Below are 14106 nucleotides of genomic sequence, written 5' to 3' on the forward strand. Positions count from 1 at the left end.
GGGTTCGGGCTGCAGCGTACCGCGCGGTACACTTGGCCCAAAATAGCCAAACATTATAACAAACTTGGTGCGGCGCGGCAGATGAGCGAAGGACAGGATCCGCTACTGCGGGAAGCCGAGCAACATCGGCTGCGGGAACAGGTTTTCTGGCGGCTGGGGATCGCCGCCGGGCTCATCGTCATCATCCTGGCCGGCATCTATCTGCTCGACCGGCCCGCATCCTCTCCTGTCACGGTCACCGGTACACAGCCCCGCATCGCCCCGGCTGTGCCGACCAACAGACCGGCAATCCCGATCCGCACCCCTCCCACCGCGCAAGCCAGCGCGCCCGCGGCCATCGGCACGCCGGCATCCAGTCCGGCTGCGACGCCCTCCCCGACGGCCAGCACGGTGACGGCAGCGCCGGCCACAACAACGCCGGTGCAGGCCACCGGCGCTGTGGCCACGCCGCTGCCCTCGCCCCGCCCCGCCACCGCGGTGCCTTCCCGGGCAGACCGGCCGACCATGCAGGCACCACAACCGGTTGCGCCGACGGCGGCCCAGCCGGTGGAGCGGACGGAGCATTACACAGTCCAGGCCGGTGTGTTCCTGCACGCCGACAATGCGGAGAAGCTGCTGCGCCAGCTGCAACGGGCCGGCGTGCCCGCCTATCTCGAAACCCGGGTGCAGCTCGGTCCGTTCAAGAACAAGGCCGAAGCGGATGCGGCGAGCCGCAAGCTACGCGAACTGGGCATCGAACCGGTCCGTCGCAACGAATAGCGCGCTACCCGGGCCATCAGGCCGGACAGCGGTGGCACGTGGTGGGGCCCGGCCTGCCCGGTTCACGCGCCTGCGGCGTTTGTACCGTTCCCTAAGCCAGCCAGTTGCCCAGCTGTGCGCTCAAGGTCTGCCGCTGCCGGACCGCATCGCCCATCAGCACGAAACCGCCCAGCACGCCCTCGGGCGTTTCCCAGCGCGCCGTGAGTCCGGCTGCGCCGGCGTCGACCTGCCAGGCTCCGGCCGGGCAGGTGAGCGGCGGCGCAATCACCGTGGGGCATGCCGGGGTCTTGACCACGATGGGCATGGCTGGATAGCGCAGCGACATGGGCTGGCCTGCTAGCGTCGCAGCCAATGAGCGCGCTTGCTGCATCAACGGCATCACGAAAGGCAGGTTGAACCCCGCGGCTTCCACGCAATCACCCACGGCCCAGATGTGAGGATCGCTGGTCCGCAGATCCGCACCGGTCACGATACCGCGGGCCACCGTAAGACCTGCGGCCCTCGCCAGGCTGACCCGCGGCCCGAGCCCGATGGCCGACAGCACCAGCGCGCCATCCACGAGGGTGCCGTCATCCAGCGTCACCCGATAGCCGGGCCCGCTGCAGTCGACCTGGGTGGCATGGCGGCCCAGGTGGAATGACACACCGTGCTGCTGCAACCTGTCCTGCATCCAGCGACCCGCTTCCTGAGGCAGCAGCCGCGCCAACGGCCAGGCCGCCGGATCGACCAGCACCGGTGTCAGGCCACGGGCCACCAGATCGTTGGCAAACTCGCAACCGATCAAGCCAGCACCCAGGATCACCACCACGCCCTGCCCGGGCAGCCGGGCCAGGAAATGCGCATAGTCGGAGAGATCGTTGACTGCCAGCACAGCGCCGTGCTCCCCGGCCAATAGCGGACGCACCGGGTCCGCGCCCAGCGCCAGCACCAGATCGCGGTAGCCGAGCGCGCGGCCGTCCGCCAGGATCAGGCGGCGCGCCGACGCCTCGATGGCCTGCACCTCGGTCTGCGCCAGGATGGTGGCGTTCAGCTCCTCGGCCATCGACTCGCAGGACTTCATCACCAGCGCGGCGGGCGCCTTGCCGCCGGCCAGCGCGTTGGAGAGCATGGGCTTGGAATAGAAATGCGCGTCGTCGCGCGCGATGAGCACCAAGGGCGTCGCGCGATCGAGCTTGCGCAATTCGCGGGCGACGTTGTAGCCGGCAAGCCCGGCACCGACGATGATGATGGGTTCGGACATCAGCAACCTGTTTCGATCAAGTTCACGGCATGCCAGCACTCAGGCGCTGGGTTCGGCGTCCGGCAGATAGGCCACGGCCGGGAGCGATGCATTGAGGATGGATTGGCGTACGACCTCGACAGCGGCAAGCCGTGGGAAATTCTTGCGCCAGGCAAGCACCACCCGCCGGGTCGGGATCGGTTCGGCAAACGGGCGGATGCTGAGCAACGCCTCATCCGCCGCCGAGACCGAAGTGGCCGGCAACACGGTCACCCCGATACCGCCCGCCACCATATGACGGATTGTCGTCAACGAACTGCCCTGCAGCGTGCGCTGCAGGCTGCTGCCGGCCGGCACGCTTTCGCGGTTCAAATCCGGACAGGTCTGCAACACCTGGTCGCGAAAGCAGTTGCCCGGCGAGAGCAGCAGCACGTTTTCCTCGGCCAGCTGCTCGGAATCGACTGCGCCGAAACGCTCCCAGGGATGCCCCTTGGGCGTGGCCACCACAAAGGGTTCGTCATACACCGCCTGGGTCACGATGCCGCTTTCATGGAACGGCTCGGCGACCACGGCAAGGTCGATCTCGCCCTGCTTGAGCATCTCGGCCAGCCGGGCCGTGTAGTTCTCTTCCAGCAGCAGCTGCATCTGCGATGCGCGTTCGCGCAGCGCCGGGATCAGATGCGGCAGCAGGTAGGGGCTGATGGTATAGATGATGCCCAGTCGCAGCGAACCGGCGAGCGGGTCCTTGCCCTGCTCGGCCAATTGCTTGATCACCTGCACCTCTTCGAGCACCACCTGCGACTGTTCGACGATGCGCTCGCCGATCGGCGTGAGCGTCACATCGCCGGCGGAACGCTCGAACAGCGTCACGCCCAGCTCATCCTCAAGTTTCTTCACCGCCACCGACAGCGTCGGCTGTGAGACAAAGCAGCTGGCCGCGGCGCGGCCGAAATGGCGCTCGCGCGCCACGGCAACGATGTAGCGCAGTTCGGTCAATGTCATGGGCGTTGCCCCCCCAGGCCGCGCCAGCGCAGCATGCATAGCCAGATGGCTGCAATCAACATACCGGACATGGCCAGCATTACCCACAGCGGCACGCTGACACCGAACAGCGTGAAATCGACCGCGCTGCAATCGCCCACCGGGCGGATCAGCATCGCAAACCAGGCCGGCCAGGCCGGATCATTCAGATCGATGGGAAACGGCAGGCTGGCGGCACAGGCCGCAGTCGGGTCGGGTGGGCCGTACTGCAGTTGCAGGTTAAGCGCCGCGGCCCAGGCACCGAACAGTGCCGAACCGGCCAGGGACCCGCCCAGCAGCAGCAGCCCGGCGCGGCTGCGCGGGCGCCACGCCACCGCCAGGAGTGCGAGCAATCCGTAGGCGATCACGGCAAGGCGCTGGTATACGCACATCAGGCACGGCATCACCCAGTGGTAGACCTGATGGTAGAGCGCGAACGCAAGCATGCCGGCACACGCCAAGAACAACACAAGAAACCCCAGACGCCAGCGGTCCATGCCGCACTCCCCGATCGGTCTTTGTCAGACAAGCGGCCGATTGTAACGCCGCCGGGTACAGCCGCAACAGCGTGGCACAGCACAGGCTCAGGAAGCGCTCAGGAACGCAAGCAGGTCCTGGCGCCGCGCCATCGCATCCCGATAGCCCAGCCGGATCAGTTCGCGCGCGTACTGATAATGAAAGAGGACGTAGCTTGCCAGCATCGAGCCCTGCGGCCGGAACGCCCCCAGCCCACCCAGCAGGAAGCGCAGCCCCGGCGGAAAGGTGGAACGGTGCGGCATCACCAGGCGCTCCAGGGGCCGGGAGGGCGTGATGGCCAGCACCGCCACCGGGCGCAGCCCCAGCCGCTCGCGCTCGGCCTGCGGCAGGTAACCCAGGGTGCGGTTGATGCGCGTCACCCGTTCCAGGTCGGCTTCGAGGCCATCGATGAAGATGCTGTCGAGCAGATGGCCGGCCACCTGCGCCAGCGGGGGGTAGTCCTGCACCTTTTCCCGCACCGGCGTGGCCTGCCGCTGTGGTGCCACGCCCACCACCAGGATGCGTTCGGCGCCAAGATGGATGGCCGGGCTGATAGGTGCGACCTGCCGTACCGAGCCGTCGCCGAAGTATTCGCGATGGATACGCGCAGCTGGGAATACAAAAGGGATCGCGCTGGAAGCCAGCAGATGCGGCAGCCGGATCTCGGCCCTTACCCCGAGCCGCTGGACGCGTTGCCAGCCTTCCAGTCCGGGCAGGCCCTGGAAGAAGCTGACAGACTGGCCACTGCTGTAGCCCGATGCGGTGATCGTCAGTGCCCGCAGCTCACCCGCGGCAATGGCGCGTGCGATGCCGTCGAAGTCGATCAGACGCTGCAACAGGCCGGCCAGCGGGCGGTTGTCCAGGAACGAGCGCGGATTGCGGCGTCCCAACCCGCCGAGCAGCAATGAAGCCACCCAATGCGCGGCGCGACCGAACAACGCGGGCAGCGTGGCGCGATACACCTGCTCGGGCGTGAGTGTCAGCCAGGCACGCGCCAGATCACGCACCGCGGCCCCAAAGTCGGTGGCACCAGCGGCCAGCGCTGCCGCATTGATGCCGCCGGCCGAGGTACCACACAGGATGGGGAAGGGATTGCCGGCATGCCGGCCGAGCAGCCGACTGATCGCCAGCAACACACCGACCTGGTAGGCCGCGCGCGCACCGCCACCTGAGAGGATCAGCGCTGTGCGCCCTGGCGTGCGTTCCGTTTGCATACGGCCTCCCCTTGTCATCGGGCTGCGGTGCGCCCCTTTTTCATCACCCGCTGCATTACTTGGAAAATAGGCTGCGGCAGCGGCTTGTGCCTTGTCGTTGTGCGGGCGGCGCGGTAGGCGCGCCTTGGGGCTTTCGGTATAATCTCGTTTTGGCGTAAAAGGATTTCGCCCATGCGCATCGTACAGAAAGCCCTCACCTTCGACGACGTTCTGCTCGTTCCCGCCCATTCCACCGTCCTGCCGCGCGATGTCTCCCTGGCAACCCAGTTCACCCGCGCCATCCGCCTGAATCTGCCGCTGGTCTCCGCCGCCATGGATACCGTGACCGAGGCCAGGCTTGCCATCGCGATGGCCCAGGAAGGCGGGATCGGCATCGTGCACAAGAACATGGGTGCGAAGCAGCAGGCGCAGGAGGTGGCCAAGGTCAAGCGCTACGAATCGGGCATCGTCAAGGACCCGATCACCATCAGCCCGGACCTGCGGGTGCGCGACGTGCTGGCGATCACCCGGCAGCACAAGATTTCCGGCCTGCCCGTGGTCGACGGCAACGGCCAGGTGGTGGGCATCGTCACCAACCGCGACATCCGCTTCGAATCACGCCTGGATGCGCCGGTCAGCTCGATCATGACGCCGCGCGAGCGCCTCGTCACCGTCAAGGAAGGCGCCAGCATCGATGAGGCGCGCGAGCTGATGCATACCCACCGGCTCGAACGGGTGCTGGTGGTGGACGACCGGTTCCAGCTCAAGGGGCTGATCACCGTCAAGGACATCATCAAGACCACCGAACATCCCAACGCGGCCAAGGACAGCCAGGGCCGGTTGCGTGTCGGTGCCGCGGTCGGCACCGGCGGTGATACCGAGGAACGCGTGGCACTGCTGGTCGAGGCGGGTGCCGACGTGATCGTCGTCGATACCGCGCATGGCCACAGCCAGGGTGTGATCGACCGCGTCGGCTGGGTCAAGCGCAACTTCCCGCAGGTGCAGGTGATCGGGGGCAACATCGCCACCGCTGCCGCCGCGCACGCGCTGGTGGAAGCCGGCGCGGACGCGGTCAAGGTCGGCATCGGCCCGGGTTCGATCTGCACCACGCGTATCGTCGCCGGTGTCGGCGTGCCACAGATCTCCGCCGTATCGAATGTCGCGCAGGCGCTGGCCGGCAGCGGCGTACCGCTGATCGCCGATGGCGGCATCCGCTTCTCCGGCGACATTGCCAAGGCACTGGCGGCCGGTGCGCACTGCGTGATGCTGGGCGGGCTCTTTGCCGGGACCGAGGAAGCACCCGGCGAAGTGGAGCTGTATCAGGGCCGCTCGTACAAGAGCTATCGCGGCATGGGATCACTCGGCGCGATGCAGCAAGGCTCATCCGACCGTTACTTCCAGGAAGAAAACACCGCCAACGTCGAGAAGCTGGTGCCCGAAGGCATCGAGGGCCGCGTACCGTACAAGGGCTCGTTGACCGCGATCGTGCACCAGCTGGTCGGCGGCATCCGTTCGGCCATGGGTTATCTGGGCTGCGCCAGCATCGGCGAAGTCCATGCCAAGGCCGAGTTCGTCGAGATCACCTCGGCCGGCATCCGCGAATCGCACGTGCACGACGTGCAGATCACCAAGGAAGCACCGAACTACCGCATGGAGTAGGCCGGCGACGCATCCGTCTGCCGCGCCTGCAAAACTGAAGCCGTAGCCGCGCCATGCGCGGCTACGGCTTTTTTCCGCCGGCCTTGGCCGCAGCAAGCACCATGAAAACAGGGCGGCCCCAAGGCCGCCCTGTTTCGCAACGCCGCAGGTGCAGCGGTTACTTGCGCAGCCCCTGGTACAGGGTATCGACCAATTCACCATCCGGCGTATCACCGACCAGCTCCCAGGCCATGATGCCGCCCAGCTGCTGTTTCTTCACGAACTCGACCTTTTCCTTGAGCGCCTGGATGTCGTCGTACACCCACATCTCGCTGCCGTTGAGCTTCCAGACCGCCTTGGTACGCTCATCGCGGAACACCTGGCCAGGCATTGCCTTGATGTCGTCATAGCCGGCGGTTCCCGGATCGTACGTACCCTTGGCCTTTTCCTTGATAGGCTGGCCCATGCCGTTGTTGTCGGTCTTGGACAGGACCCAACCGTAGCCGTAGAACGGCACGCCCACCACCAGCTTCTGCGGTGGCACCCCACCTTCGATGTATTCCTTTATCGACCCGGCAGTGGTGATCTCGGCCGCGCTGCCGTACAGCGTTGCCAGATGGCCCGACTTGTTCGACCACGGGCCGGCGTAGTCATAGGTCATCACGTTGATCCAGTTCAGCGGCTTGTGGATCTGGTCCAGTTCCATGTTGCTGCTGATATTGGACGGCGCACCGGTGGCGATGGTCAGCAGATAGCCCGGCTTGACCGCGTCGAGCTGCTTGCGGAACTCGTTGAGCAGCGCGGTGAAGTTCTGCTTGTCTTCCGGCCGCACCACGTTGCCGGGGGCTCCTTGCGAGGCCGGGTATTCCCAATCCACGTCGATGCCGTCGAACACGCCGGCGGCCAGCCCCTCGATGAGCTTGCCGTCGCGGGTCGGCACGTTGCCCTTGATATAGGCATCGATGCACGACTTGACGAATGCCTGGCGGTTGGCAGGCAGCGCCGCGTCGGAGAAGTGCTTGGACCAGTTCCAACCGCCCAGGCTGATCACCACCTTGAGCTGCGGATATTTCTTCTTGAGCTGCTTGATCTGGTTCCAATGGCCGAACAGCCCCTTGTCGCCCTGGTCGGGCTTGCCGTCGAGCGTATGCTCGGCCGGTACCGGATCCCAGTAGTCCAGCGCCGCGCTGCCCACGCCCGCCTTGTCGATGCCGACGGTGCACTTGTTGTCGACCACATTGCCGAAGGCGTACTGGATCACCGTCGCCTTCTTGGCGGTGCCGCTTTGCTCGATGTGCTTGACCCAGTAGCCGCGGCCCGTCCCCCAGCTCGGGAAATAGAACACCAGCTGGGCGCCCTTGCCGGCCGGCGCATCGTTCGGCCCGACCGTGGCAACCTTCGGCGCGGGCGCGGCAGCCCCCTTGCCGGCGCCGTCGCCCTTGCGCACCAGCTTGACGTTGTCGAAATAGATGTCGCCGCCGGACCCATTGGACTGGACCCATTGCTCCAGCGAGAGATGGAAGTCAAAGCGACCCTTGAAGTCGAAGCTGTAGCTCTCCCACTTCTTGGTGTCCTTGATATGTTCGGGGAAGCCGGAACTGGCCGTGCCTGCAAGCCAGTTGTCCCGCCCCGGGAATTCAGAGGTATAGCCGATCACACCGCCGCAGTTGAAGCCGCAGGTGCCCAGGTACTCGAAGGACAAGGTGTACTTGCCTTCGGGGAATTTCTCCTTGGTGAAGATATCACCGCCGAACACCGGCTTGTCGAAGCGGACCACCTTGTTGCCCGGCCGCAGCGGATCGTCGACGATGGTGGCATGCATGGGTACGCTGCCGTCGCCGTTCTGCCCGATCCATAACGTGTTCAGATCGTTGTCGAATTTTTCGTCCAGAACCACGCTGTCGGCGTGGGCCAAGGCGGCGGCCAACATCGCCGGCAGCACCAGTTTCTTGTACATGTTTATCGCTCCGGAACACCGGCTTGTCGCCGGCATAGTTATCGGCAAACGACGGACGTCCACACACGCACCGCCGTGCCAAGCTTGCTTATATCGCATGGCACGGCAATGTGCATCGCCGGACGCAGGCGGCGTACCGCCTGCGCAACGTCCCGGAGCTTTTGCGTCTACTTGCCCGGCTTGGGCAGCAACGATTCGGCGATCTGGTTCACCAGCGTCTGCTTACGGTCGGCAGTGATTTCCCAATACATCGCACCGCCCAGCTTTTTCTCCTTGATGAAGTCAAGCTTGTGCTTGAGCGCCTGCGGGTCCTCGTAGGTGACGAACTCGCCGGTCTTGGCGTTGTACAGGAACGCCGCCTTGGAAACGTCGTTCCAGTGGCGGGTGAAGCCGTTCCTGTTGATCAGGTTGGCTTCGATATCGCTGAAGTCCAGATTGCCCTCTTCCCAGGTGCCGCGCCCCTTGCCGTTGCAATCCTGGTACTCGCCATTGCGCTCGGGCGGGCATTGCTTCCACGCGAAACCGTAGAACGGAATGCCGACCACCAGCTTGGCAGGCGGCACGCCCGCCTTCAAATACGCCTCGACCGACGACACCACGTTGAACTTGTCGCTGATGCCGGGCTTGTTGTACGCCGGATCGTTGCGGAACGGCGCGAGGTGGCCGGAGAACTTGTTCCACAGCCCGTTGAAGTCATACGACATCAGGTTGATGAAGTCGAAATCGCGGCTCACCTTGTCCATCTCGGTGTTCTTGATGAACTTGTCGTTGCCCCACACCGCCGTGGTCAGCTCGTAGTACTTCTTGTCCTCCTTGCCCGCGGCGTCGAGCGCCTTGCGCAGTGCCGCGATCAAGTGCGTGTAGTTCTGCTTGTCCTCGGGCCGGTGCTTCATCTCGTCCGAGCCGCCCTCGACCGGGTATTCCCAATCGATGTCCACGCCGTCAAAGCCGTATTTGCGGATGAAGGCCACGGCGCTGTCGGCGAAGCGCTTGCGCGATTCGGGGGTGGCGGCAGACTCCGAGAAATTGACCGACCAGCTCCAGCCGCCGACCGAGATCAGCGTGCGCAGGTTCGGGTTCTTCTTCTTCAGCCGCTGCAGCGTTTCGAAATTGTTCTTGCCGCCGGTGTCCACCCCGGGATCGCCCACCACCACTTCGCCGTCCTTGATGTTGGCAAAGGCGTAGTTGATATGGGTGACCTTGCTCGCATCGATGTCATAGGGCAGGAAATCACGCCCGTAGGCACCCCACGAGATGTAGTAGGCCACGACGCGGTAGGGCTTGCTGGCCGCGGTGGGGACGACGGGTTCGGCAGCCTGGGCCAGCGGCAGCAGGGCTGCGGCGGTCAACAGGGCTAGAATGGGCTTACGCATGGGTACTCTCCTTATCGTTCTTTGGATTCGCCCGAAGGCGGAGCCCATGCTAGCAGCATCGCCATGCCGCCATTTGTCTGCCCTTGCCGCACCCGGGCACCTGTTTTGCCTTGATTGCGCGGCTTGCCCTGCGCGCTGTGGCCTTGCTGGCAGAGCAGACTCGCGCTGTTGTTCTGCAATGCCGTCCTGCACCGACGGGCTACTGGCCGATGCAGCCAGCAGCCCGGTTGCCCGGGAGCCCAACGCAGCGATGGGCCCAAATCATTCCGCCAGACGGAATAGGCAAGTCATGCGCTGCATCGCACCAGCGGCCGCTGGTGCAACATACGGCGCGGCACCCCGCCCCCGCCGGGAATGCTGCAACCGGGGCGATACAGCGGGCAGGCCCTCAGCGGCGGGACCAAGCGAAACAGCCGTTGGGCAACAGCGAATAGCTCACCAGCATCGCGCCATGGCGATACAACACGGCATGTTGTCCGGGGGCAGGCAGTTGCAGCGCCCAGACCATGCCGTCCCGGCTGGCCCAGGCAATCCGCGCATCGGCCGCCTCGATCGCGGCAAGGGCGCCGGCGGCGCCAGCCCCGGGACGGAACATCACCAGCACCATGCGGGCATCGGGCGGCGGCAGGGCCGCGATGGCGCCGCATACCAGCACCAAGACGGTGCAAAGCAGCGCACCGGAGCGGGGTGGCACGTTGCCACCGCCGGGATGCCGGCGCAGCCATACCCCCCAGCCCGTCACAACGAGGCCAAATACGGCGAACCAGAGCAGGTCCCAGAACAGGGGTACCTCGCTGTCCATGCGCACCCGATGCAGGCCCAGCCACCAATGACTGAGCACTGCATCCGCGATATGCCAGGCACCGAACCCCAGCAGCACTGACCCGAGCAGACGTCGCCGTGCGCCCGGCATGACCAGCCCCGGCACGGCCTGCCATAACCGGACCAGACCGGCGATCGCCACTGCGTACATCGCGGCATGGAATACACCATCGGCCAGCACCTGCATGCGCAGATCCCCGAACGGCGCACGGGTGACGGCGCTCAGCAGGTGATGCCATTGCAGGATCTGGTGCAACAGGATGCCATCGAAGAAGCCACCCAGACTCAGGCCGAGCAACCAGCCCGCCTGGGTCAGGCGTCGGGCATCGGCAAAGCCGGGTCGGATGGTGGGGGCCATGGACGTGCTCCGCAAAATGGACGTCCTGGCCCAGCAAGCATCGCTCCAGCAAAGCGTCTGCCGGTTTCCGGCACCGCCGCAGCCGTCGCCAGTAATTTATTCATTACTTCTTTGTAAAAGGCGCCGCATCGCTTCAGCTGTCCTCACGGGCGCCTGCCAGGCAACCCGGCCCGCTGCATCACATGCCCGACGAACGGCAACAGGCCGTTTCCCACCTGATCCGCACGCGGCAGTGCTCGGCTTAAGCCAATGGCAAGCCCCTTCCATTCCCCTGGATGAGCAGACCAGCCACGCGCCGCTCCCCATACGGCACGTTTGTTGCACTGCACACCCCTGCAGTTGTGCAACATCCATCCAAAGGAGCTTTCAACCATGCGTACCATGACCAAGACCGCTGCCGTACTTGCTTCCGCCCTGCTGGCCACCTCGTTCGCCGTTTCCGCCGCGGACAACGGAGGCAGCAACGGCAATACCCAGCGCGAGACGGCCAGCGCACCGGCCGAACGCGGCAACGCGACCCACCAGGAACGTCGCCGCAACCAGGGTGACAGCAGCACGCGTAACCGTGGCAGCAGCAACAATGGCAGCGGCAGCACCGGTACAAGCGGCACCGGCACAGGTACCGGCAGCTCGCGCTAAGTCGCAGCCCCAAGCCAGACGAGGCACGGCCCCGCAACAGCGGGGCCGTGCCTTTTTAAAAGATGGCAAGGCCGACGCCAGCCTGCGACTACATGTGCCGCATCTTCTCCTCCTGCGGCCGATGCGGGTTGCGGCGGATCTTGCGCGCGGCCAAATGGTTCCTGCTGCCAAAGAACAGCAGCAGCAAGCCGGCGGCCAACAGCAAGAAGCCAAACGGCGGCATGATCATCAAGGGCAGGCTGGCAAGAATCAGCACCACCCCCAGCAACACCACCGCCACGCCCCATGTTCCCCCGATCACATCATCCTGGTCCGGTTGCACCGGGGAATCCTGATTCTGCTGTGCCATATCCAGTCTCCTTTGCGACGTTGCACGCATCCCCGGCCGGAGATACAGCCAGCCGGGACAGACCCGTGATGAAGCAAGAAGCGGACCGCCGCCGGCGACGCTCAGCGCAACTTCTGCTGCCGCCGCCGTTCGGCGAAGAATTCGCGCAGCTGCAACGCCGCCTCATCGGCCAGCAGGCCACCCAGGATGATGGTGTGATGGTTGAGGCGGCGCTCGGCAAATGGATCGATCACGCTGCCGGCGGCGCCGGTCTTGGGATCGCGCGTGGCGTAGACCACCCGCGACAGCCGGGCGTGCATCATGGCGCCGGCGCACATGATGCAGGGCTCCAGCGTCACATACAGCTCGCATCCCGGCAGCCGGTAGTTGCCGAGCCAGCGCGCGGCCTGCCGCAGCGCCAGCATCTCGGCATGCGCGCTCGGATCGTGCCGGGCAATCGGGGCATTGCCGCCACGCCCGATGATTTCGCCCTGATGGACCACCACCGCGCCGACCGGCACCTCACCCAGCCGTGCGGCGCGCCCCGCCAGGCGCAGCGCTGTACGCATATGGCGCACGTCATCAGCGGACCAGCCGGGATCATCGACCGGCTCAAGCATGGCCGAGCAGCTCGGCAGCGTGCCGACGGGTCGTCTCGGTGATCTCCACCCCGCCCAGCATGCGGGCGATCTCTTCGACGCGCGCTTCGGGCGCCAGCGGCGTGACTGCGCTGGTCAGCCCGTCTGCGTGCTTGTGCTTGCTGACCACGAAATGATGACGGCCGCAGGCGGCAACCTGAGGCAGATGGGTGACGCACAGCACTTGGCATGCACGCCCCAGTTCGGCCAGCAGGCGTCCGACGATCTCGGCCACCCGCCCGCCAAGACCGACATCGACTTCATCGAACACCAGCGTGGGCACGGCAAAGCGCGCGTTTACGATCACCTGCAGTGCAAGACTGATTCGCGACAGCTCACCGCCCGAGACGATGCGGGCCAGATCGCGGGCCGGGGCAGCGGCATGCGCCACGCGGAATGCCACCTGCTCCAGGCCGTGCGCGCCCGGCTCGCCAGTGACAAGGGCAACCTCGAAGCGGCTGTCCGCCAGCGCGAGCGGCCGCATCTGCCCGGTGACCGCCTCGGCCAGTACGCCGGCGTGCGCGATCCGTTGTGCCGACAGCGCCGCGGCCTGGGCGCGGTAGTCGGCCTGGGCCGCTGCAGCGCGCCGGGCCAGCGCCTCGATCCCGCCGCCGCCGCCAATGGCCTGCAACCGCGCCTGCCACGCTGCCAGCATTTCCGGCAACTGCTGCGGATCGACCCGATACTTGCGCGCCATGCGCCAGATCGCATCCATCCGCGCCTCCACCTCGGCCAACCGTGCCGGGTCGAGGTCGAGCCGGTCGGCATAGCGCTGCAACGCATGCACTGCCTCGGCAAGGCTGGCCTCGGCAGCCGCCAGCAGCTCACCCACTTCGCCCAATGCCGGATCGTAGCCGGTCAGTTCATCCAGCCGGTGCGCCGTACCGGCGAGCTGGCCCTGGCAGTTCTCTTCACCGTCGGCCAGCGACAGCAAGGCGGCCTGCACCCCGTCGATCAGGCTGGCGGCGTGATGCAACCGGGAATGTTCGGCTTCGAGCACCGGCCATTCCTCGGCGCCGAAGCCAAGGCTGGCGATCTCGTCGATCTGCCACTGCAGCCGCTCGGCCTCCGCGGCAAACGAGGCAGCGTTGCGCTGCGCATGACCCAGCTCATCCTCCACGGCCCGCCACGCCCGCCAGGCTGCAGCGGTATCCTTGGCAAGGGCATCCGCACCGGCATAGCTGTCAAGCAGCATCCGCTGCGTTTCCGGTTGCAGCAGACGCTGATGTGCATGCTGGCCGTGGATCGCGACCAGGGTTTCGCCCAGCGCCTTGAGCTGCACCAGCGTGGCGGGCACGCCGTTGATGAAGGCACGGCTCTTGCCCGCCGCGTCGAGCGTACGCCGCAGCAGCAGCGTGCCCGGCTCGTCCCCGGCCAGCTCGTGCTCGACGAGCCATGCGCGCGCCGCCGGCACCGCCGCCAGATCGAACTCCGCGGTCAGATCGGCCTTGTCGCTGCCATGGCGCAGCAGGCCCGGGTCGGCCCGGCCACCCAGCAGCAATCCAAGCGCATCGAGCAGGATGGATTTGCCGGCGCCCGTCTCGCCGGTGAGCACGGTCATGCCCGGCCCGAACTCAAGCGCCAGTTCGTCGACAAGCACGAAATTCTTCAACCCGAGCGAGCAGAGCATGGGCAGTCCCGGACCG

The 14106-nt window shown here is 66.0% G+C and carries 13 protein-coding genes; 3 read left to right on the forward strand and 10 right to left on the reverse strand.

The genetic code is table 11. The features are described 5' to 3' along the window. Positions 1–81 precede the first annotated feature (81 nt). Positions 82–759, forward strand: coding sequence for an SPOR domain-containing protein (locus tag N8I74_RS13160; protein WP_263123558.1), 678 nt, complete (start codon positions 82–84; stop codon positions 757–759). A 91-nt stretch (positions 760–850) separates the two neighbouring features. On the opposite strand, the gene N8I74_RS13165 is transcribed toward N8I74_RS13160, so the two are convergent. The 4 genes from N8I74_RS13165 to N8I74_RS13180 all read right to left on the reverse strand — a co-directional run bounded on the left by N8I74_RS13165 (position 851) and on the right by N8I74_RS13180 (position 4728). Further along, positions 851–1999 carry an NAD(P)/FAD-dependent oxidoreductase gene (locus tag N8I74_RS13165; RefSeq protein WP_263123559.1) on the reverse strand — a complete coding sequence of 383 codons (1149 nt, stop codon included), beginning with the start codon at positions 1997–1999 and terminating at the stop codon, positions 851–853. A gap of 39 nt (positions 2000–2038) precedes the next feature. Continuing rightward, entirely contained in the window at positions 2039–2980 is a 942-nt protein-coding gene (locus N8I74_RS13170; RefSeq protein ID WP_263123560.1) for a hydrogen peroxide-inducible genes activator, read from the reverse strand. Continuing rightward, positions 2977–3495, reverse strand: a complete 519-nt coding sequence (locus N8I74_RS13175) for a disulfide bond formation protein B (RefSeq protein WP_263123561.1) — start codon at positions 3493–3495, stop codon at positions 2977–2979. Before N8I74_RS13175 ends, N8I74_RS13170 begins: the two co-directional genes overlap by 4 nt. 87 nt (positions 3496–3582) lie before the next feature. After that, on the reverse strand, positions 3583–4728 hold the full coding sequence (locus N8I74_RS13180) for a patatin-like phospholipase family protein (protein WP_263123562.1): 1146 nt from the start codon (positions 4726–4728) through the stop codon (positions 3583–3585). A gap of 171 nt (positions 4729–4899) precedes the next feature. On the opposite strand from N8I74_RS13180, the gene guaB reads away from it, so the two are divergent. Continuing rightward, positions 4900–6366 carry an IMP dehydrogenase gene (gene guaB, locus N8I74_RS13185; RefSeq protein ID WP_263123563.1) on the forward strand — a complete coding sequence of 489 codons (1467 nt, stop codon included), beginning with the start codon at positions 4900–4902 and terminating at the stop codon, positions 6364–6366. A gap of 157 nt (positions 6367–6523) precedes the next feature. Here guaB and N8I74_RS13190 read toward each other — a convergent pair whose 3' ends face one another. From N8I74_RS13190 to N8I74_RS13200, 3 genes are all read right to left on the reverse strand, one after another. After that, positions 6524–8302, reverse strand: coding sequence for a glycoside hydrolase family 18 protein (locus N8I74_RS13190; protein ID WP_263123564.1), 1779 nt, complete (start codon positions 8300–8302; stop codon positions 6524–6526). A 167-nt stretch (positions 8303–8469) separates the two neighbouring features. Further along, positions 8470–9675, reverse strand: coding sequence for a glycoside hydrolase family 18 protein (locus N8I74_RS13195; protein ID WP_263123565.1), 1206 nt, complete (start codon positions 9673–9675; stop codon positions 8470–8472). A gap of 388 nt (positions 9676–10063) precedes the next feature. Further along, the gene (locus N8I74_RS13200) at positions 10064–10855 is read right to left on the reverse strand and encodes a DUF2243 domain-containing protein (protein ID WP_263123566.1); all 792 of its coding nucleotides are present in this window, start codon (positions 10853–10855) and stop codon (positions 10064–10066) included. Positions 10856–11227: 372 nt separating this feature from the next. Between N8I74_RS13200 and N8I74_RS13205 the strand changes: the two genes are divergently transcribed. Beyond that, positions 11228–11494 carry a hypothetical protein gene (locus N8I74_RS13205; protein ID WP_263123567.1) on the forward strand — a complete coding sequence of 89 codons (267 nt, stop codon included), beginning with the start codon at positions 11228–11230 and terminating at the stop codon, positions 11492–11494. 88 nt (positions 11495–11582) lie between these two features. Here N8I74_RS13205 and N8I74_RS13210 read toward each other — a convergent pair whose 3' ends face one another. From N8I74_RS13210 to recN, 3 genes are all read right to left on the reverse strand, one after another. Continuing rightward, entirely contained in the window at positions 11583–11843 is a 261-nt protein-coding gene (locus N8I74_RS13210; RefSeq protein WP_263123568.1) for a hypothetical protein, read from the reverse strand. Between the two features lie 101 nt (positions 11844–11944). Beyond that, positions 11945–12442, reverse strand: a complete 498-nt coding sequence (tadA, locus tag N8I74_RS13215) for a tRNA adenosine(34) deaminase TadA (RefSeq protein WP_263123569.1) — start codon at positions 12440–12442, stop codon at positions 11945–11947. Further along, a complete protein-coding gene (gene recN, locus N8I74_RS13220; RefSeq protein ID WP_263123570.1) occupies positions 12435–14090 on the reverse strand; it encodes a DNA repair protein RecN in 1656 nt (551 codons plus the stop codon). Before recN ends, tadA begins: the two co-directional genes overlap by 8 nt. Positions 14091–14106 lie beyond the last annotated feature (16 nt).

The organism is Chitiniphilus purpureus (assembly GCF_025642115.1).
GTDB lineage: Bacteria > Pseudomonadota > Gammaproteobacteria > Burkholderiales > Chitinibacteraceae > Chitiniphilus > Chitiniphilus purpureus.